The organism is Kitasatospora sp. NPDC017646 (genome assembly GCF_044329365.1).
Taxonomy (GTDB): Bacteria; Actinomycetota; Actinomycetes; order Streptomycetales; family Streptomycetaceae; genus Kitasatospora.
On the sequence record NZ_JBIRJC010000031.1, the window covers coordinates 50,058 to 74,061 of the forward strand.

Annotated in this window: 24 protein-coding genes and 1 pseudogene; 9 read left to right on the top strand and 16 right to left on the bottom strand. The window is 73.5% G+C overall.

Annotated elements, in window-relative coordinates; genetic code table 11:
* The first annotated feature begins 34 nt into the window (after positions 1 to 34).
* The 5 genes from ACH4J0_RS32495 (at position 35) to ACH4J0_RS32515 (ending at position 5,897) form a co-directional block, all read left to right on the top strand.
* Positions 35 to 2,671 carry a tetratricopeptide repeat protein gene (locus ACH4J0_RS32495; RefSeq protein ID WP_396244506.1) on the top strand — a complete coding sequence of 879 codons (2,637 nt, stop codon included), beginning with the start codon at positions 35 to 37 and terminating at the stop codon, positions 2,669 to 2,671.
* Between the two features lie 52 nt (positions 2,672 to 2,723).
* The gene (locus tag ACH4J0_RS32500; protein WP_396244507.1) at positions 2,724 to 3,692 is read left to right on the top strand and encodes a Gfo/Idh/MocA family protein; all 969 of its coding nucleotides are present in this window, start codon (positions 2,724 to 2,726) and stop codon (positions 3,690 to 3,692) included.
* A 362-nt stretch (positions 3,693 to 4,054) separates the two neighbouring features.
* Positions 4,055 to 4,549, top strand: a complete 495-nt coding sequence (locus ACH4J0_RS32505; protein ID WP_396244509.1) for a MarR family winged helix-turn-helix transcriptional regulator — start codon at positions 4,055 to 4,057, stop codon at positions 4,547 to 4,549.
* Between the two features lie 3 nt (positions 4,550 to 4,552).
* Positions 4,553 to 5,458 carry a DNA-3-methyladenine glycosylase family protein gene (locus ACH4J0_RS32510; RefSeq protein WP_396244511.1) on the top strand — a complete coding sequence of 302 codons (906 nt, stop codon included), beginning with the start codon at positions 4,553 to 4,555 and terminating at the stop codon, positions 5,456 to 5,458.
* A gap of 112 nt (positions 5,459 to 5,570) precedes the next feature.
* Positions 5,571 to 5,897: a hypothetical protein gene (locus ACH4J0_RS32515; RefSeq protein WP_396244512.1), complete on the top strand. Its 327-nt coding sequence runs from the start codon at positions 5,571 to 5,573 to the stop codon at positions 5,895 to 5,897.
* Between the two features lie 56 nt (positions 5,898 to 5,953).
* On the opposite strand, the gene ACH4J0_RS32520 is transcribed toward ACH4J0_RS32515, so the two are convergent.
* Positions 5,954 to 6,208 carry a hypothetical protein gene (locus ACH4J0_RS32520; RefSeq protein WP_396244513.1) on the bottom strand — a complete coding sequence of 85 codons (255 nt, stop codon included), beginning with the start codon at positions 6,206 to 6,208 and terminating at the stop codon, positions 5,954 to 5,956.
* 123 nt (positions 6,209 to 6,331) lie between these two features.
* Between ACH4J0_RS32520 and ACH4J0_RS32525 the strand changes: the two genes are divergently transcribed.
* Positions 6,332 to 6,925, top strand: a complete 594-nt coding sequence (locus ACH4J0_RS32525) for a TetR family transcriptional regulator (RefSeq protein ID WP_396244514.1) — start codon at positions 6,332 to 6,334, stop codon at positions 6,923 to 6,925.
* 224 nt (positions 6,926 to 7,149) lie between these two features.
* Here the strand turns inward: ACH4J0_RS32525 and ACH4J0_RS32530 are convergent, their stop codons facing one another.
* From ACH4J0_RS32530 to ACH4J0_RS32565, 8 genes are all read right to left on the bottom strand, one after another.
* Positions 7,150 to 8,514 (bottom strand): MFS transporter, encoded by a 1,365-nt coding sequence (locus tag ACH4J0_RS32530; protein WP_396244516.1) that lies wholly within the window; start codon positions 8,512 to 8,514, stop codon positions 7,150 to 7,152.
* Positions 8,515 to 8,635: 121 nt separating this feature from the next.
* A complete protein-coding gene (locus ACH4J0_RS32535; protein WP_396244518.1) occupies positions 8,636 to 8,989 on the bottom strand; it encodes an ArsR/SmtB family transcription factor in 354 nt (117 codons plus the stop codon).
* Positions 8,990 to 9,196: 207 nt separating this feature from the next.
* On the bottom strand, positions 9,197 to 9,340 hold the full coding sequence (locus ACH4J0_RS32540; protein ID WP_396244520.1) for a hypothetical protein: 144 nt from the start codon (positions 9,338 to 9,340) through the stop codon (positions 9,197 to 9,199).
* Between the two features lie 130 nt (positions 9,341 to 9,470).
* Positions 9,471 to 10,673 (bottom strand): MFS transporter, encoded by a 1,203-nt coding sequence (locus tag ACH4J0_RS32545; RefSeq protein ID WP_396244521.1) that lies wholly within the window; start codon positions 10,671 to 10,673, stop codon positions 9,471 to 9,473.
* A gap of 133 nt (positions 10,674 to 10,806) precedes the next feature.
* On the bottom strand, positions 10,807 to 11,535 hold the full coding sequence (locus ACH4J0_RS32550; protein ID WP_396244523.1) for a TSUP family transporter: 729 nt from the start codon (positions 11,533 to 11,535) through the stop codon (positions 10,807 to 10,809).
* Positions 11,535 to 12,431, bottom strand: coding sequence for a polysaccharide lyase (locus ACH4J0_RS32555; protein ID WP_396244525.1), 897 nt, complete (start codon positions 12,429 to 12,431; stop codon positions 11,535 to 11,537). Before ACH4J0_RS32555 ends, ACH4J0_RS32550 begins: the two co-directional genes overlap by 1 nt.
* A gap of 274 nt (positions 12,432 to 12,705) precedes the next feature.
* Positions 12,706 to 13,545 (bottom strand): aldo/keto reductase, encoded by an 840-nt coding sequence (locus ACH4J0_RS32560; protein WP_396244526.1) that lies wholly within the window; start codon positions 13,543 to 13,545, stop codon positions 12,706 to 12,708.
* Between the two features lie 42 nt (positions 13,546 to 13,587).
* Positions 13,588 to 14,784 (bottom strand): MFS transporter, encoded by a 1,197-nt coding sequence (locus ACH4J0_RS32565; RefSeq protein ID WP_396244528.1) that lies wholly within the window; start codon positions 14,782 to 14,784, stop codon positions 13,588 to 13,590.
* 195 nt (positions 14,785 to 14,979) lie between these two features.
* Between ACH4J0_RS32565 and ACH4J0_RS32570 the strand changes: the two genes are divergently transcribed.
* On the top strand, positions 14,980 to 15,453 hold the full coding sequence (locus ACH4J0_RS32570) for a MarR family winged helix-turn-helix transcriptional regulator (protein WP_396244530.1): 474 nt from the start codon (positions 14,980 to 14,982) through the stop codon (positions 15,451 to 15,453).
* A 99-nt stretch (positions 15,454 to 15,552) separates the two neighbouring features.
* On the opposite strand, the gene ACH4J0_RS32575 is transcribed toward ACH4J0_RS32570, so the two are convergent.
* Positions 15,553 to 16,917, bottom strand: a complete 1,365-nt coding sequence (locus ACH4J0_RS32575) for a right-handed parallel beta-helix repeat-containing protein (RefSeq protein ID WP_396244531.1) — start codon at positions 16,915 to 16,917, stop codon at positions 15,553 to 15,555.
* Positions 16,918 to 16,948: 31 nt separating this feature from the next.
* On the opposite strand from ACH4J0_RS32575, the gene ACH4J0_RS32580 reads away from it, so the two are divergent.
* Entirely contained in the window at positions 16,949 to 18,151 is a 1,203-nt protein-coding gene (locus ACH4J0_RS32580; RefSeq protein ID WP_396244532.1) for a Dyp-type peroxidase, read from the top strand.
* 10 nt (positions 18,152 to 18,161) lie between these two features.
* Here ACH4J0_RS32580 and ACH4J0_RS32585 read toward each other — a convergent pair whose 3' ends face one another.
* The 3 genes and pseudogenes from ACH4J0_RS32585 to ACH4J0_RS32595 all read right to left on the bottom strand — a co-directional run bounded on the left by ACH4J0_RS32585 (position 18,162) and on the right by ACH4J0_RS32595 (position 21,307).
* On the bottom strand, positions 18,162 to 19,394 hold the full coding sequence (locus tag ACH4J0_RS32585) for a cytochrome P450 (protein WP_396244533.1): 1,233 nt from the start codon (positions 19,392 to 19,394) through the stop codon (positions 18,162 to 18,164).
* Positions 19,395 to 19,526: 132 nt separating this feature from the next.
* Positions 19,527 to 19,682, bottom strand: a pseudogene (locus ACH4J0_RS32590) (TetR/AcrR family transcriptional regulator); the annotation flags it as partial.
* Between the two features lie 95 nt (positions 19,683 to 19,777).
* Positions 19,778 to 21,307 (bottom strand): FAD-dependent monooxygenase, encoded by a 1,530-nt coding sequence (locus ACH4J0_RS32595; RefSeq protein WP_396244535.1) that lies wholly within the window; start codon positions 21,305 to 21,307, stop codon positions 19,778 to 19,780.
* Between the two features lie 113 nt (positions 21,308 to 21,420).
* On the opposite strand from ACH4J0_RS32595, the gene ACH4J0_RS32600 reads away from it, so the two are divergent.
* Positions 21,421 to 22,074: a TetR/AcrR family transcriptional regulator gene (locus ACH4J0_RS32600; protein ID WP_396244536.1), complete on the top strand. Its 654-nt coding sequence runs from the start codon at positions 21,421 to 21,423 to the stop codon at positions 22,072 to 22,074.
* A gap of 136 nt (positions 22,075 to 22,210) precedes the next feature.
* Here ACH4J0_RS32600 and ACH4J0_RS32605 read toward each other — a convergent pair whose 3' ends face one another.
* The 3 genes from ACH4J0_RS32605 to ACH4J0_RS32615 all read right to left on the bottom strand — a co-directional run bounded on the left by ACH4J0_RS32605 (position 22,211) and on the right by ACH4J0_RS32615 (position 23,724).
* Positions 22,211 to 22,492, bottom strand: a complete 282-nt coding sequence (locus ACH4J0_RS32605) for a metal-sensitive transcriptional regulator (RefSeq protein ID WP_030290512.1) — start codon at positions 22,490 to 22,492, stop codon at positions 22,211 to 22,213.
* Positions 22,493 to 22,599: 107 nt separating this feature from the next.
* A complete protein-coding gene (locus ACH4J0_RS32610; protein WP_396244538.1) occupies positions 22,600 to 22,917 on the bottom strand; it encodes a heavy-metal-associated domain-containing protein in 318 nt (105 codons plus the stop codon).
* A gap of 198 nt (positions 22,918 to 23,115) precedes the next feature.
* Positions 23,116 to 23,724: a class I SAM-dependent methyltransferase gene (locus ACH4J0_RS32615; RefSeq protein ID WP_396244539.1), complete on the bottom strand. Its 609-nt coding sequence runs from the start codon at positions 23,722 to 23,724 to the stop codon at positions 23,116 to 23,118.
* Positions 23,725 to 24,004: the final 280 nt, after the last annotated feature.

Sequence of the window (24,004 nt, forward strand, 5' to 3'; positions counted from 1 at the left end):
CGATGCGAACCGGATGCCACAAGGAGGAGGCAGGATGGCACGGGTGAACCTGCGGGCTGCTTTCATGAGCGGACTGTCGTCCACCGTCACGGCGCAGCAGGTCTTCACCAACCGGGTCGACGAGGTGGCGGCCTTCAAGCGGTCGGTGGAGTGCCTGCGCCGGACGCTGGAAGAGGCCGAGGTCTCGCCGGTGTTGGACCGGGCACAGGGGCGCCGCAACGTCCTGACGCTCTACGGGGTCGGCGGCATAGGCAAGACGACGCTCTCCCACGAGCTGGAGCGCCGGCTGCTCTCCGACGCGGCGGCCGAGGGCCGCGACGACGTCGTGGCCCTACGCGTCGACCTCTCCGAGGAGGGCGCATGCGACATCGAGGGCCTGCTGTTGCGCCTGCGGGCAGGATTGGGGCAGTTGGGCAGCCGCTGGCAGGCGTTCGACCTGGCGCTCGCCTCGTACTGGGCCCGCGCGCACCCCGGGGAAGCCCTGCAGGACTTCCTCGACTCCTCACCGGCCCTGCGCCGGGCCTCCCGGAGCATCGGGCTCGGCGACCAGATCGCGGAGACGGTGCGGGACGTCGACCCCGCCGGGCTCGGCGGGCTGACCGGGCTCGCTCACCGCGCCGCCCTGGCCACCTACCGCGCCGTCCGCGACCGGGTGCGCGAGGGGCGGCTGCTGGCCGACTGCGAGCTGTTCGCCGAACTGGTCGAGGCCGACGCGGACTACGAGACGCTCTCCTACTTCCCGTACCTGCTCGCCTGGGACCTCGACCGCCTGTCGCACCGGGGCCGGCCGGCCCGTAGGCCCACGGTGTGCGTGTTCCTGGACACCTTCGAGGTGGTCAACGGGCGCGCCGACCGGACGGTGGAGCGCCTGGTCCAGCGCTGCGCCTACCTGATGCCCAACGTACTGTTCGTGATCACGGGACGGAACCGGGTCGACTGGGCCGACGCGAGTACGGGCGGCGAACTGGACTTCACCGGCCCGCAGTGCTGGCCCAACCTGCACTTCAGCAACGACACCGTGGAACCCCGCCAGCACCTCGTCGGCTACCTCTCGGACTCCGACGCCGACAGCTACCTCCGCGAAGCGCTGGTGAGGGACGGCCGGCCTGCCATGCCCGCCGAGGTCCGTCGGCGCATCATCTCCGGAGGCCAGGGGCTTCCCCTGTACCTGGACCTGTCGGTGTCGCATTTCGTCGCACTCCTCGCCCGTGGCGGGCAGCCTTCGCCGGCCGACTTCGGCGGCTCGTTCACGGCGGTGGCCACCCGGTCGATCCGTGACCTGCCCCGGGAGGAACGCGACCTCGTTCGGACCGCGGCGCTCACCGACCGGGTCGGGGCCGAACTGTTGCGGGCCGGACAGCCCGGCATCTCCGACGGCAGCGTCGCCCGGTTCCTGCGGCGGCCGTTCCTGACCCACGACGACGCCTACGTGCTGCCGTATGCCCTGCACGCGGCGCTCCGTCACGCGATCGGGGAGGCGGACCGGACGCTCCCGGACGGCTGGTCCGACCGCGACCGCGGTGAAGTCGCGGCCCGACTGCTCTCCTGGCTGGGACAGCGCCTCGGGCCGGGCGCCGGGCGGGTCGCCGTCGCCCAGGCCCTGGAATCCGCGCTCAAGCTCTCGGCGGCGCACGGGGTCTTCGAGGATTGGATGGCCCGTGCCACGCAGCGCCTGGTCGAGGCGGGGCAGTGGTCGGAGCTGGGTGCCGGACTCACTGTCGAACGGACCGGGCCACCGGAATACCAGGCCGTACTCGCCGCCATACGGGGCGTGCAGCTACGCCGGACGGGCCACGCAGCGCAGGCGGTCGAGGTGCTGGGCGCCGCGGCGAAGGGCCTACCGTCGGGCAGTCCGACGGCGCAGCTGGTACGGATCCACCTCGCCCATGCGCTGCGCAACCACGGCGACTACACCGCGGCGGCCGAGATCTACCGCGCCCTGCTGGGCGGCGAGTTCGAGGCGGCGGCCCGGTACTGGCTCTGCGACTTCGACTATCTCAACGGGCGGTTCGAAACCGCTCTGGCTGCGCTGCGGGAGCAGCGCAGCCGAGGGCCGGAGGACGAGGGCGAGCGACTCCGGCTGATCGGGCACATCTGGCGGGTCAACGCCCGCTTCGGCGAAGCGAATGCCGCGTACGACGAGGCGATCGCCCTGGCCCGGCGCGAGGGTCTGGCGGCCGCGGAGGCGAAGGCGCTGGCCAATCTGGCGCAGACCGTGTGCTGGGCCGGTGATACGGCAGCGGTGTCGGATGCGGCAGCCCGTGCGCGGGACCTGCTCGACCTGGTGCCCAACCCGGTCGAACTGGTCAAGGTCCGCTCCGCCGAGGCGGTCGCCTACGTGGTGGCCGGTGACGACGAGGCCGCTGTGCAGGCGATAGAGGGCACCCGGCGGCTGGCGGACGAGATCGGCTACCGAGGCGGTCACAACCTGGCCGACGTGGCCCAGGTCCTGTTCGGAGTCCTCGGCGGCGACCACGACGGCGCCCGCCGCACCCGGGTCGAGCTCGATGCGCGCACCCGTCGGTCGGGCGGCAACACCTACTGGGTCCCGATCGTGACCAGTTGGATCGAGGGAGTCCCGACGGCGATGGAGCACGAGCCGCGGGTCGAGTGGGTCGACGGCCCGGCCGTGTCGTTGGGCCGTTGGGCGGAGGTGGCCGCGCGACGATGAGGCCCCGGAACCCTGAGGTGTAGGGCCGGATCGGACGAGGGGAAGAGTGCTCATGACCAACCCGGTACGCATCGAGCCGGTACGCGTCGGCTTGGTCGGGGTCGGCATCATCGCCGGGACCCACCTCGCCGTCCTCGCCGAACGGCCGGACGTGCAGCTGGAATTCACAGTCGATCCCCGACCCGTGGCGCCCGTGGAGTTCCGGGGCCGGAGGCCGCCCCACTACGGCGACCTCCCCCGCGCGCTCGACGAGCACCGGCCGGACCTGGTGGTACTCGCCACCCCGTCGCAGACGCACGCCGAACTGACGGAGCTGACCCTGCTCCGTTCCACGGCCCGTGTGCTGGTGGAGAAGCCGCTCGTGCATGACCGAGCCGCCCTCGCCGCGTTGCGCGACCTGGACGGCAAGGTCGACGTGTGCGGCCGCGTGTTCACCGCCCACCACTTCGCGTTCTCCCCCGAGGTCGACTGGGCGGCGGAGCTGCTCGCCGCGCACCCCGACTGGGGGCCGGTCACGACCATCACCTCCGCCTTCTACGACCCCTACGTCCTGAGAGGAGCTGACGCCTTCGCCTCGTACGTCTCCAGCTGGACGGACTCAGGGGTGAACCAGCTCAGCATGCTCACCCGCTTCGTGGAACTCACCGGACTCACCTCCGCCCGGCAAACGGACGGAGGTGCGAGTGCGTGGTGCACGGTGGGATTCCGATCCCGGGGCGAGATCGGCTCGGCCCGTTTGCGCAGCAGCTGGCTGACCGGCTCCAGCAGCAAGGAGAGCAGCCTGGTGCTCGGCCGGTCCGGTGTCGAGGTCTGGATCGACCACACCGCCATGACTGGATTCGCGGCCCGTAAAGGCGAGTTGCTGGCTTCCTTCGGCAACGACGGCCGGACCGAACGGAAGGTCGCCCACTACCGTCCGCTCTACGCCAACCTGCTTTCCGACCGGCCCGATCCGGTACTCGGCTTCGACACCGCAGCGACGATCACCGAGATCCATCACACGGTGCTGCCAGAGCAGTAGCCGCCGATCGCGGTCGTGCACCTCGCGAGGAGGCTGCGGTCCGACCAGCCGAGCAGTACCGCTGCGCCGCCTGGACGCATCGAACGGCTTCCAGGCCGCCTTCGCGGCCCGTGACCGGCGGTGGCTCTGACGCGGGGACCGCCGTGGCGGCCGCGCCGACCACCTGACCACGGATGCCCGCCGCGCCTGCCGACCGCCGCGCCTGCCGCCCGCCGGAGTGCCGCCGCCTGCCCGCCCCGGAACTCGGCACCGCCCCCAGAAGGCCCGCTTGCGCGAGCGCTGGTGGCCGATTCGGGGTCGACCGGGGAGGTTGCCCTCGGATATAGTAAATGCGCATAGTAAATCGGAGGAGGGGGCACCCCGTGGGGGATCCGGTGGTGGAGGCGGAGTTCGAGCGGCCCGGGAGGCCGACGGAGAGTCCGGGGTTCCTGCTGTGGCGCGTCACGTTGGCGTGGCAGCGGGCGCTTGCGGCCGCGCTCAGGCCGTACGACCTGACGCACGTGCAGTTCGTGCTGCTGACCGGGGCGTGGTGGCTCGGGGTGGACGAGGGGGTGCCCACGCAGCGGCGGTTGGCGGAGCACTCCGGTACGGACCCGATGATGACCAGTCAGGTGCTGCGGACGCTGGAGGGCAAGGGGCTGGTGGAGCGGCTCCCGGATCCGGTGGACAGCCGGGCCAAGCGGGTGCGGGTGACGGAGGCCGGGCAGGCGCTGCGGGAGCGGGCGATGTACGCGGTGGAGAAGGCCGATGCCGAGTTCTTCGCGCCCGTGCCGCGCGGCGACGCGCTCGCCGTCCTGAACGCGCTCTCCGGCTCGCTCGCACCCGGAGCCGCAGGCCGCGACCGCGAGGAGGGCTGAGTCATGACCACGGACACGCCGCGCCTGTACCTGTCGGACATCCGGTTGCCCGCCCGGGAGCCGTTCGACTTCCGGGCCTCGCTCGGGTTCATCGGTTCCTTCCCGGCGATGGCCGGGCAGCAGGGCACCGGGCAGGCAGCGCTCACCCTGGCCGTCCGGGAGGCCGGGGCGACGGTGGGCGTGCGGCTCACCGCCGCGCCCGGAGTGCCCGGGCTGGTCGGTCGGCTGGCCGCGGAGCGGCCGGTCACCGAGGAGGTGGTGCGGGCCGTCACCGAGCGGCTCGACTGCTACCTGGGCCTGTCCGACGACCTGACCGAGTTCTACCGGCTGGCCCGGCAGGACGAGCCCTTCGCCCGGGTGGTGGAGCGGCTGCACGGCTACCACCAGGTCAAGTTCCCCTCGCCGTTCGAGCTGCTCTGCTGGGCGATCCTGTGCCAGCGCACGCCGATGCCGGTGGCCCGGGAGATGAAGCGGGCGCTGGTCGAGGCGGTCGGCAACCGGATCGACGTGGGCGCCGAGCGGCTGTGGGCGTTCCCGGACGTCGAGCAGCTGGCCCGCTTCGACGAGGGCGAGCTGCTCGCCCTGATCGGCAACCCGCGCAAGGCGGGCTACCTCCACCGCTCGGTGCGGCTGTGGGCCGGGCTGGACGAGCACTTCCTGCGCACCGGCCCGTACCAGGAGGTCCGCGAACAGTTGCTGGCGCTGCCCGGGATCGGTGACTGGTCGGCCTCCTTCCTGCTGATCCGCGGGCTCGGGCGGACGGAGCGGATCGAGCTGGACAAGGAGATGGGCCGGGCCCTCCAGCGGGTCTACCGGCGGCCGGTCGACGAGGCGGAGTTCCGCCGGCTGGCCGAGCACTACGGGCCCTGGCAGGGCTACTGGGGGCACTATCTGCGGGTCGGCGGCTGACCGGGGACACGACGGGGCGCAAGCGGGTGGCGTTGCGGCGTACGGGCGGACCTGCCCGGGTCGGCCCGCGATGGCGGGGCGGGCGGCACGGCCCGCGGTTAGCCTGGCCCGCATGTACAACGACGGTCTGGTGACGTGCACCGCGCGCGAACTCGTGATTCGCCGGTACTACTTCCCGCTGGCCTCCGCCAAGCGGATCCCGTACGCGCGGATCCGCGGGTTGCAGCAGGTGCCGCTGAGCCGCCTCGGCGGGCGGTGGCGGATCTGGGGCTCCGGGGACTTCGTGCACTACTTCAACCTCGACCCGGGGCGGGTGGACAAGAGCGTCGCCTTCGTCCTCGACCTCGGGGGACGGGTCAAGCCGGTCATCACCCCGGACGATCCGGAGCGGCTGGTCGCGGTGCTGGCGCAGCACAGCGTCCAGGTGACCCGGGGTTAGGCCTTCCGGGGCCGGGGCCGGGGCCGGAGGCCGCTCCCGGGGCCGGCGGCCGGCTGCTAGCGGCGACCGGGGCGGCGGGCCAGCTTCGACTCGGCCTTCAGCAGCAGGGGCAGCAGCGCGTAGACGACGACCGGGACGACGAGGCCGGTCATCACCAGGGTCCGCACCGGCAGCGGCAGCTGTCCCAGGTGGGGGCCGAGCAGGATGAAGGCCGCGGTGATGGTCGGGTAGACGGCGAGCCAGGTGAGCAGGGCCCGGCGGTGCACGGACGGGCCGGCGGGTGCCGGTGCGGTGACGCTGTCGGTGGTCATGACGTTTTCCTCCCCTGGGCGGGCAGCTGGAGCTCGAATCTCCAACCCTTCGGTTGGAGATCCTGGCAGACGTGCACCCGGATGTCCAACTGTTTGGTTGGAAACTCGCGCTATGGTTGGGCCATGGCCTGGGACACCGCACGCACGCAGCAGCTCCTCCTCGACGCCGCGGTCGAGGAGTTCGCCGAGTTCGGCCCGGACGGTGCCCGGATCGCCCGGGTGGCCACCCGGGCGGGCATCAACAAGGAGCGGATCTACCAGTACTTCGGCAACAAGGAGCAGCTCTTCTCCGCCGTGCTGACGTCCGAACTGGGCAAACTGGCGGAAGCGGTTCCTCTCGTCCTGGCACCGGGGAGGGATCTCGGCGACTACGCCCGACACGTCTTCGACTACCACTCGGCCAACCCGCACTTCTCCCGCCTGTTGGCCTGGGAAGGCCTGCAACGAGGCGCGGCGTCCGATGAGTTGGCGGCCGGGCCCGAACGCACCGAGCACTACGGCGAGAAGGTCGCCGCCCTCTCGGCCGCGCAGCGGGCCGGCGTGCTGGCCGACGAGGTGGATCCGGCCCGGCTGATGTTCGCGGTGATCGGCCTGGTGAACGCCTGGTTCACGCTGCCGCAGATGGTCCGGCTGCTCCTCTCCGGTGCGACGGACCCGGCGACGGACCGGGAGGCCCTCGTCACCCTGGTCCGCCGCCTGACGAAGCCCGCCGCCTGACGAAGCCCACTGCCTGACGTATCCCGCCGCCTGAGCGGGTCGTCGTCCACCGGACGCACGGACCGCACCGGCGTGGACGGTGCTCCGGGCCCCGGGTGCGGGAAGTCCTCGCCGTGGTCGGGATCGGTTGCGGACGAGGGGCGAGCGTCCCGGGCCGCTGCGGAACCGAGGACGGGCGTCGGCGGGGCGATCACCCCGCCACCGTCGATCGGCGTGCCCGGGCCTCAGTTGACGGCGTGGCGGTGCGGCCGGGGCCAGGTGGGGTGGTGCTGGTCGATGACGTAGTGGTGGCCGTGCTGCCAGGCGCCGCCGCCGGTGGGGCGGGCACCGGCGAGGTGGGGGTGGCCGACGGGCAGGTCGGTGTGCAGGTGGCTGAGGGCGTCCGGATCCCCTGTGGGCCACAGGGTGGTGGCGGTCACGGCGGCGGCGAGTGCGACCGCGCCCAGCACGGCGGCGGTGGCCGGGAGGCCGGCGCCCGCGGCGAGCCAGCCGGCCAGCGGGTAGGTGAGCAGCCAGCAGCCGTGCGAGAGGGAGAACTGGGCGGCGAAGGCGGCGGGGAGGTCGGGGTCGGCGGCGGAGCGGCGGATGACCCGGCCACCGGGGGTGAGGACGGCGGAGCCGGCGGCGCCGACCAGGGCCCAGGTGGCGAGCAGGGCGAGCCAGCTGCCGGTGCCGGCCGGGGCGGCGGTGATCGCGGTGACGGCGGCGAGCACGCAGGGCAGGGCGAAGGCGGCGGGCAGCATGACGGACCGGTCGCTGACCCGGGCCAGCAGCGGGGGCAGCAGCACCGCGGAGAGCATCGAGCCGACGCCGTACGCCCCGAGGGCCAGGGAGACGGCGCCGGCCGGGCGGTGGAAGTGGTCGCGGACCACGTTGACGGTGTCGACGAAGACGATCGCGCCCGCGGCCGCGACGGCGAGGTCCAGGGCGAGCAGGGCCCTCAGCCGCGGGGTGGCCCGGAACAGTCGGGTGCCGAAGGCGGCCTTGCGGTAGAGGCCGCTGCCGCGTTCGACCGGCTGGGGTTTGGGGAGGACGGCGGAGACGACCAGGGCGGCGGAGGCGAGGAAGCCGGCCGTCGTCCCCGCGAACAGCCAGTTGTAGGAGACCACCGAGAGCAGCAGCGCGGCGAGGGCCGGGCTGAACAGCGATTCGAAGTCGTAGGCCAGCCGGGACATCGACAGCGCCCGGGTGTAGTCGCGCTCGGCGGGCAGCACGTCCGGGATGGTGGCCTGGAAGGTCGGGGTGAAGGCGGCGGAGGCGGCCTGGAGCAGGAAGATCAGGACGTAGATCTGCCACACCCGGTCGACGAAGGGCAGGGCGAGGGCGACGGCGGCCCGGGTGAGGTCCATGCCGACCATCAGGGTGCGCCGGGGGATCCGCCCGGCGAGGGCTCCGGCGATCGGCGCGATGGTCACGTAAGCGACCATCTTGATGGCCAGGGCGGTGCCGAGCACGGCCGAGGCGTTGCTCCCGGCGATCGAGTACGCCAGCAGCGAGAGCGCCACGGTGGCCAGGCCGGTGCCGGTCAGGGCCACGAGCTGGGCGGTGAACAGGTGGCGGTAGGTGCGGTTGCGCAGCACGGTCAGCATGGGCCCGTCCCGGGGCGGCGATGAAGGGGTACGGGCCCATCGTAGTTAATGCGTGCGTACGTGTGCACCTATTGGGCGGCCCAACCAATCCGGCCTGACCAATCGGGACGGCCGGCCGGGTTCAGTCGTGCGGAGGCAGGTGGGCGATCTGGTGGTCGGCGACGTTCAGTGCCTCGTCCACGAGCCGGCGCAGGTGCCCGTGCCGCAGCGAGTAGACCACCCGTCGGCCGTCCTTGCGGGTGGTGACCAGACCGGCCAGGCGCAGCTTGGCCAGGTGCTGGCTGACGGACGGCCGGGCGGCGCCGGTCGCCCCGGTCAGCGTGGTCACGTCCGCCTCGCCCCGGCCCAGCCGCTCCAGCAGTGCCAGCCGGGTGCGGTCGGCCAGCAGGGCGAGCACGGACGCGGCCACGTCCAGCCGCGCCTCGGCCCGCTGCTGCGAGCGGTGTGCATCTGCCAGATCGGTGCTGGAGCTCATGGCGCCATCGTAGGGCCCCGTGCGCAGGTGCGTTCATGACGACCGCCCGCGGCGGCGGCGCCGGTGGGCGACGGTGGGGGGCCGCCGGCAGCGGCCCCCGGAGCAGCAGCGGGGCGTAGCAGGCGGCCAGGACGACGGTGTGCCAGTCGCCTGTGAACACCGGGATGCCGGCGCGCGGCGGACGGCCCCGGTGCGGGTGGCGATCCGTCAGGCGCTGGACGGCAGGACGGTGAACGGCACCGCCCGGGCGGCGATCCGGGCCCAGCGCGGCACGCGGGGGACGGGGGTGTGGGCGGCGGCCCAGGCGGTGCGCAGGCGGCCTGCGGCGGGGGACGGCTGGGCGGTGGTCATGCGCGCTTCTCCGGTCCGGCGGGGGCTGTGCCCCCACGTTCGCGTCCGGACCGGGAGGTGGACCTCGACCGGCGGGAGGAATCGCCCCCCTGTAGGAGGAATCGCCTCCCCTGCCGGGGGAGCGGGCCCGTCAGCTCGCCGACTGCTCGACGGGCTGCTCGTCGGCGGCCGGCGCCGGGGCGGGCTCCAGGTCGCCCAGTCGCGGGATCGCGAACAGCGCGGCGAGGATCAGGGCGCCGGCGGTGACGATCGGGGCGCGGACGCTGACGGTGGAGCCGATCCACCCGCTGAGGCTCGCGCCGATCAGCATCCCGATCCGGGTCAGCATCAGGTAGCAGCTGTTGACCCGGCCGAGCAGTTCCTTCGGCACCGTCTGCTGGCGCAGCGAGATCGCCTGGACGTTCCAGGTCACCACCCCGAAGTTGCCGACGGCGAACAGCGGCGCCACCACGAAGACCGAGGGGCTCAGGCCCATCAGCAGCAGCGACGAGCCCATCAGGACGAAGGAGAGGGTGATCCGGGCCCGACGGCCCATCCGCTCACTGATCCGGCCGGCCAGCATGCTGGCCGCGGTGCCGCCGACCACGCCGGTGGCGAGGACGGCGCCGTACGCCCAGCTGGGTTCGTCCAGGGTGCGGGTGACCAGCAGTGCCATCATGGTGATGCCGAGCGCGGAGGCGCCGCCCGCCAGGGCCGAGAGCGAGGCGACCAGGCGCAGTTGCTTGTGCCGGTACAGCCAGCGGACGCCCTCGCGGACCTCGGCCATGACCCGGCGGTCGGATTTCGCCCGCGGGGCACCGGAGCGACCGGTCGCGGCGACCAGGACGGCGGCCAGCGCGAAGGACGCGCCGTCCACCGTGAACGGGTAGCCGGCGGCGATGGCGAACAGCGTGGTGCCGACCACCGGACCGATCATCCGGCCGACCAGCAGGCCGCCCTGGAGGCGGCCGTTGGCGACGTCCAGCCGGTCGGAGCGGACCACGTCCGGGATGGCCGAGGTGGCGGCGTTGACGAACACCGTCTCGCCGCAGCCCAGGACGAAGGCCAGGGCGGCGAGCAGGGCGAGCGGTGGGGTGCCGGAGAAGACGCAGGCCGCGAAGCCCAGCACGACGGCGGCGCGTCCGAAGTCGATCGTCCACATCAGCCGGCGGCGGTCGAAGCGGTCCGCGATGACCCCGCCGAACAGGGCCATCAGCAGCCAGGGCAGTGATCCGGCCACCGCGACCACGGACACCGAGGACGGGGAGTCCGAGACGGCCAGTGCGAGCAGCGGCAGCGACGAGTCCCGCATGCCGTCGCCGACCGCTGAGATCGACGAAGCCGACCACAGCATGGCGAATTTCCGGCCCAGTTGGGGCCTGGTGCGGTGCGGAGGTGTCGCTGGGCTCGCTGAGGTCACCGACGCAGTATGGCATGACCGCTACAGATTTGGTGGCCCCTTCACAGACCATCCCCAGCCGGGGGTCTCAGAGTCCGGAAACCCCCTTGACGAAGGTGCTCAGCCCGCCCGCGAGGGCCAGTCCCAGCACCACCGTTCGTGCTCGTCGCTCCGACACCCGGGCGGCCAGCAGCCGGCCGGCCACCGCCCCGCCCGCCAGTGCCGTGGCCATCAACCCCCAGGCGGGCGCGCTCAGTCCGGGCAGGCCCTTGGTCGCCAGCGAGAAGGCGTTCACCACCACACCGTACAACTGGGCGTTGGGCACGAACTCCCCAGTGGTCCAACCGGAGTTCACCGCGTAGAGCGAGACCGCGGGACCGCCCACCCCGGCCGCGGAGTTCATCAGCCCGCTGGTGGCCCCCGCGACCACCGCCCCGCCCACCCCGCGAAGCGCGGCGGCCCGCACCCCGCGGATCACCAGCAGGGCGGCCGCGGTGACCAGTACGCCGATGCCGGCCAGCAGTTCCGGCTCGGGCACCGTCGCCGCCACCCAGGCCCCGGCGGGCACCGTGCAGGCGGCGGCGGTCATCAGCGGCAGCATCGCTCGCGGCCGGACCTGCCGCCAACTCCCGGCCAGCCCGATCGCGCTGATCGCCAGCGCGGCGAAGTTGGCCAGTGTCACCCCGTCGTGCGGGCCGAGCAGCAGCACCAGGACGGGCGAGGCGACCAGGGCGAAGCCGATGCCGGCCAGCCGCTGGACGGTGGCGCCGAGCAGGACCACCAGCCCCAGCAGCAGTTCGCCGCTCCAACCGCCCATCAGTGCTGGACGCCGGCGGAGAGCGAGAAGTCGGCGAAGTACGCCTGCTGGGTGCTCGCCGGGCCCCAACTGGTGTCGTGGCCGCCGTAGAAGGTGGAGAACAGCACCCCGCCGAAGGGGATCGAGCCGATGCCGGAGGCGGTGCCCTTGGCGGCGTGCACCTGGCGGCCGTCGTACCAGACGGTGATGTCGCCGGTGCCGCGGTCCACCAGCTGTTCGACGGTGTGCCAGCGGTCGTCGGCCTGGAAGTGCCAGTCGCCCAGGCCCTCGTCCACGCCGTAGCCGGTGGGGCCGGAGTTGCTCGGGGTGTAGAGGTAGACCTCGCCGTTGTCGGGGCTGCCCTTGGCGGCCCGCCACATGTAGCGGCTGGACCAGCCGGCGCCGTGGTTGCCGCCGGACTCCTCGCCGATCTTCCCGCCGTACAGGCCGGGCAGCTTGCCGGCCTTGCCCCAGTCGCGGCCGGCGGGGAACCGGACGGAGTACTTGAGGTCCAGGGTGCGGCCCTGGGCGAGGGCGGACAGGCCGAGCGCTTTCAGGTCGGTGTAGAACTGTCCGCCGCCCGGGTTGGGGCAGTCGGTGCAGGAGTTGGCGGAGGAGCCCGCGCCGTACGTCACCCGCAGCGCCGGGCCGCCGCCGGGGGCGGCCGGGTTGGCGACGGCGCCGAAGTCGGCCGCGCCCCAGGCACCCTGGTCGGCCACGCCCCAGGCCCGGCGCCACTGCGGAGTGCCGTAGTCCCGGAATCCGCCGGTCCAGGCCGCCGCGCGACCCGGTACGGGCGCGGCCGCGGCGGAACCGGCGGTCGGGTGGTCCTTGGCCCGGGCCGGGGTGGCCGCGCAGCCGGCGGTGGCGAGCAGGGCCAGTGCGGCCAGGGCGGCGGTGCTCGCGGTGCGGTTCATCCGGGCTCCTCGGTCGGCGGGCGATTCCTACCGATCATGCCGCACGGCCGAGTTGTGGTCGGGCAAAGGAGGGGGAAAGGACTGTGGCCGGGTGGGCGGTTCACCTTCTCCGTGAACCGCCCACCCGGCCACAGCCGTTCTACGGGGTGTCAGCCCGCCGTGGGGCCTGTCCGGTGCGGCGCGTCGAGGCCGTCACGGGGGATGCCCTGAAGAGCTCCTCGGCCTCGGCGCCGGCCTCGGTGACGCCGTCGGCGGGCCGTCGGGCCGGGGTGGATCAGTTGAACCGGTCCGGGTCCGGGCCGGTGCGCAGGCCGCGGTCGGTGGCGGCGATGGCGGTCATGTCCTGCTCGGTGAGCTCGAAGTCGAAGACGTCGAGGTTCTGGCGGATTCGGGCCGGGGTGACGGACTTGGGGATCACGATGTTGCCGAGCTGGAGGTGCCAGCGCAGGACGACCTGGGCCGGGGACCTGCCGGTTCGCTCGGCGACGGCGGTGATGGCCGGGTCGTCGAGGACGGCGCCCTGGGCGAGCGGGCTCCACGCCTCGGTGGCGATGCCGTGGGCGGCGTGGAAGGCGCGCAGCTCGGCCTGCTGGAGGCCGGGGTGCAGCTCGACCTGGTTGACGGCGGGGACCAGCTCGCTGTTGTCCAGCAGGCGCCGGAGGTGGGTGGGCTGGAAGTTGGAGACACCGGCGGCGCGGACGCGGCCCTCGGCGGCCAGGCGCTCCAGGGCGCGCCAGGTGTCGAGGTAGAGGTCGCGGGCCGGGGTGGGCCAGTGGATCAGGTAGAGGTCGACGTGGTCGAGGCCGAGCTTGGCGAGGCTGTCGTCGAAGGCGCGCAGGGTGGCGTCGTAGCCCTGGTCGGCGTTCCACAGCTTGGTGGTGATGAACAGGTCCTGGCGCGGGAGGCCCGAGGCGGCCAGGGCGCGGCCGACACCGGTCTCGTTGCCGTAGATGGCAGCGGTGTCGATGCTGCGGTAGCCGGCCCGGAGGGCGGAGCCGACCGCGGCGGTGGTCCGGTCGTCGGGGACCTGGAAGACGCCGAAGCCGAGCTGGGGAATCTCGACGCCGTTGTTCAGCTTCACGGCCGGAACGGTCGGGACGTCGGGGGTGCTCATGGTGCTGGTTTCCTTCGATCGATGGGTGGGGGAGTGGGTGGGTCAGTGATGGGCCGGGATCCGCGGTGTCGCGGCCTCGTGGGGAGCCCGGGTGCGGTCGCGGCGCTCCAGGGCGGCGGACCGGAAGGCGAGGACGAGGGCGGCCGCGGCGAGGAGGGCGCCGACCCAGTCGGGGGCGGTGTAGCCGAGGCCGGCGCTGATGACGATGCCGCCGAGCCAGGCCGCGAGGGCGTTGCCGAGGTTGAAGGCGCCGATGTTGACGGCCGAGGCGAGGGTGGGGGCGCCGTGGGCGTGGTCGAGGACGCGCTTCTGCAGCGGGGGGACGGTCGCGAAGCCGAGGGCGCCGACCAGCACGATGGTGGCGGCGGCGGTGATCCGGTTGTGGGCGGTGAGGGTGAACAGGGCCAGGACGAGCGCGAGGCCGCCGAGGGTGGTGTAGAGCATCGGCATCAGGTGGCGGTCGGCGAACTTGCCGCCGAGCAGGTTGCCGAGGAACATGCCGACGCCGAACAGGACGAGCAGCCAGGTGACGGCGCCGTCGGAGTAGCCGGCGACGCGGGTCATCATCGGGGCGATGTACGTGATGGCGGCGAAGACCCCGCCGAAGCCCAGGACGGTCATCGCCATGGCGAGCAGGACCTGGGGGTTGCGGAAGGCGGTCAGTTCGCGGCGCAGGTGGGCGCCCTCGGGGCGGGGCAGTGCGGGGACGAGCCTGGCGATGCCGAGCAGGCCGACCAGGCCGAGGGCGGCGACGGCGGCGAAGGTGGTGCGCCACCCGACGGCCTGGCCGATGAAGGTGCCCAGCGGGACGCCGACGATGTTGGCGACGGTGAGCCCGGTGAACATGGTGGCGATGGCGCCGGCCTTCTTCTGCGGGGCGACGAGTTCGGCGGCGACGACCGAGCCGATGCCGAAGAAGGCACCGTGGGCCAGTGAGGTCACGATCCGTCCGGCGAGCATCAGGGGGAAGCTCGGGGCGACCGCGGAGAGCAGGTTGCCGACCGTGAACAGGGCCATCAGCAGCATGAGCATGGTCTTGCGGCTGATCCTGGTGCCCAGCGCGGTCATCAGCGGGGCGCCGATCACCACGCCGAGCGCGTAGCCGGTGACCAGCAGGCCGGCGGTGGGGACGGACACGCCGTAGTCGTCCGCGATCCGGGGCAGCAGGCCCATGATCACGAACTCGGTGGTCCCGATCCCGAAGGCTCCGATGGCCAGGGCGAGAAGTGCGAGGGGCATGGCGCGACCTCCTGCGATTGCTAGTGCGCCTTACGTGCCTCGACAATAGTTGCATGCGCGGCATAAGTGCAAGTGCGGGCATTCGGCTTGCGCGTTGGGGTCAACTGCTTGCACAAGCGTTATATGTGCCCAGAGAAATATTTCACGGCAAGGCTTATCCTGGAGCCTGCTCGTACTTGGAAGGAGACCGGGCCGATGACCGCCACGGACCCCGCGCTGACCGCCCTCGCCAACGGATGGGCCGCCCTCTACGTCCTGTACGGCAGGATCGAGGCGCACATCGAGCGCGCCCTGCAGTCGAAGCACGAACTGAGCGTGCGCGAGTACTCGTTGCTCGACGTGCTCAGCCGCCAGCACGACCGTGAGGGCGGCCACCTCCAGATGAAGCAGGTGGCGGACGCGGTCGTGCTCAGCCAGAGCGCCACCACCCGGCTGGTCTCCCGGCTGGAGGACCGCGGCCTGCTCGCCCGCTACCTGTGCCCGACCGACCGCCGCGGCATCTACACCGACGTCAGCGAGGACGGCCTGAGGCTCCTGGAGAAGGCCCGGCCGACCAACGACGCCGCTCTGCGCGAGGCCCTCGCCGAGGCCGCCCGGAACCCCGAGCTCGCCCCGCTGGTCGCGGCGGTGGAGGCGGTGAACCCGTCCGCGCTGCTCCGGCGCGCCTGAGCGGCCGCGGCGTCCGCCGGGCCGGAGGCGGGGGTCGGGCGGGCCGCAGCGGTCGGCGTGCTGTGACCCGCCCGTTCCGGGGTGCGTCGCGGGGGCGTGTCAGTGTCCGGCGGGTACCGCGTCGGCGGTCGCCGGGAGCGGGTAGGCGTCCGGATCGACCGGGCCGGGCAGGTCGGTGGCCGGACGGCCGGGGGCGTTGGGGTCGGGCAGGGACGGCTGGGCGGGCGGGGCCGGCACCTGGTTGAAGGGGACCCCGGGCGGGGCCTGGACCGGGGCCGCGCGGCCGGCGGTGAGCGGGCTGCGGCTCTTGGCGTCGCAGGCGGCCAGGGCTTCCAGGCCGTCGGGGCTCTGGGTGGCGGGCTGGTTGCCGCTGAAGCAGTTGCCCGGATCGGCGGAGGCGAGCACGAGGTCGGCGCCGTTGCCCTCGATGCGGTTGCCCTGGACCCGGTTGGCACCGGCCGGGTGGCCGGGCGGGTCGGTGATGATGACGCCCGCCGAGCGGTTGCCCCTGACCAGGTTTCGCTCCACCCGGTTCGCCGTGCCGCCGCCGATCCCGATGCCGATGCCGAAGCCGCCGTCAGCCTGTTCGGGGGTGTCGGAGGCGTTGTTGTCGGTGACGGCGTTGCCGGCGATCACAGCGCCGTGCTGGGGGGCGAGGGCTTCCAGGTCGTTGGAGTTGACGGTGACGCCGACCCGGTTGCCGACCACCCGGTTGCCGAGGAAGTAGAGGTTGTCGGAGGCGTTGGTGATCTCGATGCCGACCGCGTTGCGCTCGACCGTGTTGCCGCGGACCAGGGTGTCGCAGGGCTTGCACTGGCCGACGTAGATGCCGGAGTCGGCGCCGCCGGAGGCGTAGGAGTCCTCGATGATCCCGGCCCGGGCGTCGAAGGCGTAGATGCCGTACAGCCCGTTGTCGTAAGCGGTGACCCTGGTCGCCCGGAAGCCCTGGACGGCGGGGAAGCGGGTGGTGTCCAGCGGGTTGTAGGCGGAGCCGCCGGCGCCGCGCTGCTGGAGCTTCTCGTCGGTGACGCCGGTGAACAGCACGCCGTTGGCGAGGTAGCCGTGCACGGTGAGGTTCTCCACCACCGAGCCGGGGCCGGTGACGGTGACCCCGTTGACCAGCCGGACGCCGCCGTCCAGGACCACGGTGTTGCGGTCGGTGCCGCGCAGCACGATCCGGGGCCTGGTGATCCGCACGCTCTCCTGGTACGTCCCGGGGGAGACCAGTACGGTGTCGCCCTCGCGGGCGACGTCCACGGCCTTCTGGACGGACGGGAAGTCCTGCGGGACGCGGACGACCGTGCCGCCCGGGTGGCGGGCGTCGGAGGAGGAGCCGACGGTGGAGGAGCAGCCGGTCAGGGCGAGGGTGGCGGCGGTCAGCAGGGTGGGGAGGCCGCGGGCCGCGGTCCCGCGGCGGCGGGCCGGTGCTTCGCGTTCGAGTTGACGGACGGTCAAAAGTTGCATACGGGGTGTTCTATCGTCTCCAATGTCGGTCATGCATGCCGAAACCGGAAAGGCGCAGGAACAGCCGGGGACCGTCAGGAACGGTGTGGACCGGCGGGCACTGATCGCGGGCGGCGGTGCGGTGCTGGCCGCCGGGGTCGGCGCGGGGGTCGTGGCTCTGGGGCGCGGGCGGCCCGCGGCCTCGCCGCCGCCACCGTCCGTGGCCGCGGTGGCGTTCCACGGCGAGCGGCAGGCCGGGGTGACGGCTCCCCAGCAGCCGGCCACGCTGTTCCTGGCCCTCGACCTGGCACCCGCCACCACCTCGGACGGGCGGGCCGCATTGCGCGCGCTGCTGGGGGAGTTGACCCGGGTGCTCGCCGAGGCGGTGGGCGGCACCTCGGCCGACCCGCGCCTCCAGGGCGGGGAGCCGGCGCAGTTGAGCAGCCTGGTCGGGATCGGGCCGGGGCCGGCCGCGCGGCTCGGGTTGAACGTCCCGTCCGCACTGGCGGACCTTCCGGCCTTCCCGGGTGACCGGCTCGACCCGGCGCGCGGGGGCGGGGACTTGCTGGTGCAGTTGTGCGCCGCCGACCGCTGGCCGCTGACCGTGGTCGCCGAACTCCTCACCGCCGCCGCCCGGTCGGCGGGCGCGACCGTGCGGTGGACCCAGCCCGGCTTCCTGCCGCGCACACCGGCGGGCACCACCCCGCGCAACCTGTTCGGCTACAAGGACGGCACCGCCAACCCGGACGCCACGGAGGCGAAGCAGTGGGTCTGGGGCCCGCCGGGCGGCCCCCACGAGCACGGCACCGTGCTGGTCTACCGCCGGATCCGGATGGACACCGCGGCCTTCGCCGCCCTGCCCGAGGACCGCCGCGACCTGGCCATGGGGCGCCGGATCACCGACGGCACTCCGCTGACCGGCACGGCCGAGCACGACGACCCGGACATCTACGCCAAGAACCCGGACGGCTCGTACGTCATCCCCAACTCCGCCCACGTCCGCCTCACCAGCCCCCGCCTGGACTCCGGGGCCCGGATGCTGCGGCGGGGCTACAGCTACGACGACGCCCCCGACGACCGGGGGCTGCTGTTCTGCGCCTTCGTGCGGGACCCGGAGCAGTTCACCCGGGTGCAGAACCGGCTGGCGGCCAGGGACGCCCTCAACCCGTTCCTGGTGCACACGGCCTCGGCGGTGGTCTACGTGCTGCCGGGCGCGCGGGAGGGCGGGGTGCTCGGCGAGGGGCTGTGGGCGTGACGCGGGGATCTCACCAGCTGACCGGGAGCGCGGCCGGACTGCGGGTGGTGCTGCCCAGCTGCCAGTCGAGCCGGTCGAGCGGGACGGTCAGGCGCAGGCCGGGCAGGGCGGTGGCCAGGCGGCGGAGGGACTCGCGCATTTCGAGGCGGACCCGCCAGGCGCCGATGCAGTAGTGCGGGCCGGCGCTGAAGGCGAGGGTGGGGGCGTCGAGCGGGCGGTCGAGGTCGGCGTCGAGTCCGGCCGGGTGGACGGCGGGGTCGCGGTTGGCGCTGCCGAGGCTCGCGGCGACGACGGCGCCGGCCGGGATGGCGACGCCGCCGACCTCGACCTCGGCGGTGGCACGGCGGACGGTGGCCTCGTCGTCGCCCAGCGGGATGAAGTGCAGCAGGCGTTCGGCGGTGTGCTCGGTGACGCCGGGATCGGCGAGGCGGGGCCAGTGTTCGGGACGTTCGCCGAGCAGGTAGGCCAGGGCGTTGCCGAGGGCGCCGGTGACACTCTCGTTGCCGCTGGCGGTGAGTCCGAGGACGAGGAAGGCGAGGGCGTCCGCGGGGACCGTGCCGTCCTGGTCGGCGGCCCGGACCAGTCGGCTGACCAGGTCGGGGCCGGGCGCGCGGCGCCGGCGCTCGATCAACTCCTCCGTGAAGGAGGAGAATTCGGCGAGCGCCTCGCCGTGGTCCGCGGCCGGTTCACCGCCCTGGGCGAGCAGGGCGAGGGTCCAGCGCCGCAGCCGCCGCTCGTCGAGGTGGTCGGGGCCGTCGCCGTCGAGCCCCATCAGCCGGGTGGTGACGGCGAAGGGCACCGGGCGGGTGAAGGCGGTGACCAGGTCGGCGGGCGGCCCGGCGGCGACCAGTGCGTCCACCGCCTGCTGGACGGCGGCCCCGACCCAGGGTTGCCAGCCGGCGATCGCCCGCGGGGTGAAGGCCTTCTGGACGGTACCGCGCAGCCGGCGGTGGTCCGGGCCGTCCTGGTTGAACAGCGAGGCCGGGTTGGCGGCGACGTCGGCGGTGCTGCCCGCGGTGCCCACCTCGTGCAGGTCGGTCCGGGTGAGGCGGGGGTCGCCGAGGACCTGCCGGACGTCGTGGTAGCGGGTGACGAGCCAGGCCGGGGTGCCGTCCGGGAGGGTGGTCGGGCGCGGCGGCTGGGCGGGGGTGACGGTGAGCCGGTGGAGCGGCGGGAGCGGGGGCAGCTGGGTGTCGGCACCGGCACGGGCGTCGGTGGCGGTGTCGGGGGCGGCGGAGGACATGGAACCCTTCGGGGTCGGCGGTGTTGCGGGGCACGGGCATCCAACTGTCATATTTTCTGAGGGAATTGGACTCTTTCAGGCGTTTTCCCGTTTCGGCCCGATGGTACGCCCCCGAACGCTCCGTCCGGCGGCTCAGCGCCCCCACTCGGGTGCCGGGTCGACCGGCAGCAGCGGGCGCAGTGCGCCCAGTACGGCGCCGATGCAGGTGTCGCGCAGCTCGGTGCGGCTGCAGCTCGGCTCGGTCAGCCAGTCCACGACCAGTACCCGGACGAACACCAGCCATCCCTCCGGTGTACTTCTGGCTCGCCGACGCGGACGAGCGGGCGGTCCGGGCCTGAGGGGCCCGGGCCGCCCGCTGCCGTCGGGTCGGTCGTGCGCGGTGGTCAGAGCCCGTAGGCCCGCAGGTGCTCGGCGATCACGGCCCGGTCGGCGGTGGCCCCGGTGAGCGAGACGTACCCGTCCGGCCGGACCAGCACCACGGCGTCGCCGCGCAGCCCGTACCCGCGGGCGGCGTGGCCGTCGGGGTCGCGGACGGCGACCGTCCGCACGCCGGGGAGGTCGGTGAGCTCGGTGGGGGCCGGGTGGTCACCGAAGGCCAGCAGGGTGAAGTGCGGGCCGCGGAACAGGTCGAACAGCCGGATGGGCGTGCCGTCCACGGTGGCGCAGGGCGCGTCCGGGGCCCGGTCGCCGGCCCGGATGCCGGTGGCCCCGTCCAGGTCGCGGCCGAGCGGCCCGCCGCGGTAGCCGAGGGAGAGCCCGGTGAGGTCGGTGCCCTGGACGGCCATGGTGCGGAACTGGTCGGCGAGCGCACCGGCGCCGTCGCCGCTGAACGCCGCCTTGTGGTGGGCGGAGGTGGCGGCCAGGCTCGCCCGGGCGACCGGCATCCGCTCGTCCTGGTAGCTGTCGAGCAGCGCCGCGGGCGCGCCGCGCAGCAGGGCCGCCAGCTTCCAGGCCAGGTTGTGGGCGTCCTGGATGCCGGTGTTCATGCCCTGGCCGCCCGCCGCGGACTGGCAGTGCGCGGCGTCCCCGGCGAGCAGGACCCGGCCGTCGCGGTAGCGCTCGACCAGCCGGACGGTGGGGCGCCAGACGGTGGACCAGATCGGCTCGTGCAGTCGGACCCCGGGCAGGCCGGCCCGTTCGGCGAAGAGCCGGCGAAAGGTGTCCAGGGTGGGGGAGGGCAGCTCGCCGTGCTCGTCCGGCTCGACGGCGGCGTGCACCGCCCACGTGCCGTCCTGGCGCATCGGCACGATGGTCATGGCGCCGGCGCCGAACCTGGGGTGGTTCCAGACGTGCATGTGGTCGGGGTCCAGGCCGTCCAGGTCCATCGAGGCCATGATGAAGCGCTCCTCCTCCCAGGTCTCGCCGAGGAAGGGGATGCCGGCCAGCTTGCGGACGGTGCTGCGGCCGCCGTCGCAGCCGACCAGGTGGCGGGCACGCAACCGGACGGTGCCGCCCGCCCGTCGGAGGGTGGCGAGCACGCCGTCCGCGTCCTGGGTGCAGCCGATCAGCTCGGTGCCGGTCTCGACCTTGACGCCGTGCTCGGCGAGCCGGTCGCGCAGCACGGCCTCGGTCTGGTGCTGGGCGAGCATCAGCATGCCGGCGTACGGGCGGTCGGGGGTCGCGGGGTTGCCGACCGCGGGGTCGACCTCCTGGAGCAGCCGATCGCGCTCGTAGGCGCGGAGCTTGAGGTTGAGCACCCCGCGGTCGAGGATCCGCCCGACCACGCCGAGGTCGTCGAAGACCTCCAGGGTGCGCGGGTTGACGCCCTTGCCGCGGACTCCGGCGCTGCGGAACTCCGGCTCCCGCTCGATGATCCGGCAGTCGACCCCGGCGCGGGCCAGTCCGATGGCGAGCGTGAGGCCCACCGGGCCGGCTCCGACCACCAGGACGTCGGTCACGGGTGCGTTGGACATGGTGAACTCCCCCAGTCAGCCGGTCGTAAGATACGGCACGTTTCCTGTCGTCGACTGTAGAGTCGCCCCTGCAAGAAACGCAACGTATCTACGAGGGTCGGGTGCCGAGACCGGTGACGAGCGGAAGAGCGGGCGTCCCGCGGCGGCGCGGGGACGAACTGGAAAGGGCGATCCTCGACGCCGTCTGGGCCGAACTCGTCGAGCACGGCTACGGCCGGCTCACCATGGACGGCGTAGCCGCCCGCGCCCGCACCAGCAAGCCGGTGCTCTACCGCCGCTGGCCCAACCGGGTCGAGCTGGTGATGGCCGCCCTCGGCCGCAACGCCCCCGACTACGAGGCCCCGCCGGACACCGGCGACTTGCGCACGGACCTGCTGGTCTTCCTGGGCAGCCTGCTGCACCGCTTCGACGACCTGCCGGTCGAAGCCGTCCACGGCTTCCTGGTCGACCTGATGCGCGACCCCGAGCTACGGTCGGTCTTCCGCACCGGGCTCACCGACAAGGGACCGGTCGAGACCCTGTCCGTGATGATGCACCGGGCCGCCGAGCGGGGCGAGATCAACCCGGCCCGGCTGACCCCGCGGGTGGTGTCGCTGCCGCTGGACCTGCTGCGCGACGCCCTCATGCTCGGCGGTGAGGTGCCGTCCGACGCGGTCATCGGCGAGGTGCTGGACGAGATCGTCCTGCCCCTGCTGAGGGCGCCTTCGAAGGACCAGGCTCCGGTGCCGATCGAACGTACGTCCGCGAGAAGGGTCCGAGGCGCGTGAACGGCGAGCTGTCGGAAGGGCCGCACCGGGCGCTCGACCGGGTCTGATGGCCGTCGTTGATACCCCCGCCCCGTAACGGGAAAGGCCCTCCGATGATGACGGGAGGGCCTCTTCGTGCGTCGGGTACAGCCGTGGGTCAGGAGCGGACCAGCCGGGCGATGGCCTGGTTGGCCTCGCGGATCTTGGCGTTGGCCTCCTGGCCGCCCTCGGCGATGGCGTCGCGGACGCAGCATTCGATGTGCTCGTCCAGGAGTTGCAGTGCGAAGGACTGGAGGGCGCGGCTGGCGGCGGAGACCTGGGTGAGGACGTCGATGCAGTAGGTGTCCTGCTCGACCATGCGCTGCAGGCCGCGGATCTGGCCCTCGATGCGACGGAGCCGCTTGAGGAAGTCGTCCTTGTGGGGGCTGTAGCTGGCCATGGCCGTCTCCGGTTCCTGTGCGGTGAGGAGTTCCCTCACTCTACCGGGGCGCGGTGGGCGGGGAGTCGGCCCGGACGTCCTGCGGAGCCGTCCGGGCCGACGGGGGGTCAGGCGCCGAGCCGGCCGATCAGGTCGTAGCCGGCCTCGTCGATGGCGGTGGCGACGTCGGTGTCGGCCAGCGGCGCGGCGCTGTCGACGGTGACCCGGCCGGTGGCGAGGTCGACCGCGACCTCGGTGACACCGGTGACCTTCTTCAGCTCGGCGGTCACCGAGCTGACGCAGTGACCGCAGGTCATGCCCTTCACCTGGAAGACGGCGCGCTCGGCGGCGGCGGTGGCGGGGGCCTTGGCGGCGCTGGTCCCGCACGAGCCGCAGCAGGAGCCCTCGGTGGAGGACGACTCGACGGTGACGGTGGTCTCGCTCATGGTGTGCTCCCTGTCGTCGGTGCTGCGTGCGGCGCCTTCCCGAGGGGGCCGGGCGGCTGCTTCGTCGTTGAACGTACCATACCCCCCTAGGGTAAGTGGAAGGGTCGGGGCGGGGCCGGCTCCGGTTCCCGGGATGCTCGCAGTGCAACAGCGCGCCTGCTGCCGGGCGTTCGGAAGGACCGGGGAAGGCGTGAGCACTCAGTCGCGACGCCCGCAGAGCAGGAAGGTGCTGGACCGCCCGCCGCCGAGCGGGCGGCGGGCGCGACGCAGGGTGCGCAGTCCGCAGCCGCGCAGGTCGCAGGGTGGGGCGGCGCTCCGGGCGCCCGGGACGTCCGGGGCGATCCAGTCGAGGGCGAGCACGCCGTCCCTGGTCAGGTGGGCGGCGACCTCGCGCAGCAGTACCGGCCTGACGTGCTCGGGGAGTTCGAGGATCAGCCCGCCGGCCATCATGGCCAGGCCGTAGCGGCGGTGGAGGGTGAGTTCGGCGAGTTCGGCGCGGATGGTCGTGACCATGCCGGGGTGGCTTCCGGGCAGGGTGCGGGCCCAGGTTCTGAGCCGGGCGAGCCGGGCCGGGTCGCGGTCGACGGCGTCGACGTCGAAGCCCTGGCGGGCGAGTGGGACGGCGAAGCGGCCGGAGCCGGCGCCGAGGTCGAGGACCGGGCCGCCGGTGGTGCGGGCGGCGCGCAGGTAGTCGAGGATGTCGGCGCCGTGCGGGAACGGGTCGGTGGTGGGTCGGGGAAGGGGTGCGGTGGTGGGGCGCGGTACGGTCCGCAGCGGGCCGGCAGGGCGTCCGGTGCGCAGCAGCATGGCTCCTCCGGGAGTCGGGGCGGGCGTGCCCGAAGTGGGCACTGGGGGCGGTGACTTCATTCTGTTCCCGGCGCCTGGCCCGGCGGCAGAGTAGGTGGCGGCGTGTTCCCGCCGCGGCCGGTGGTCGCCAACGGCCCTGGCGGCGGACGGGCGGCCACCGGAGCCGATCACGCCGGGCTGGCCGCCACCGTGCTGTGCCTGCTCGGCGCGGCGGGGGCACTCGCCGTACGGGCGGCGCGGCGGCGGGTGTCGGCGCGCCGCGGTTCCTGGATACCCGGTA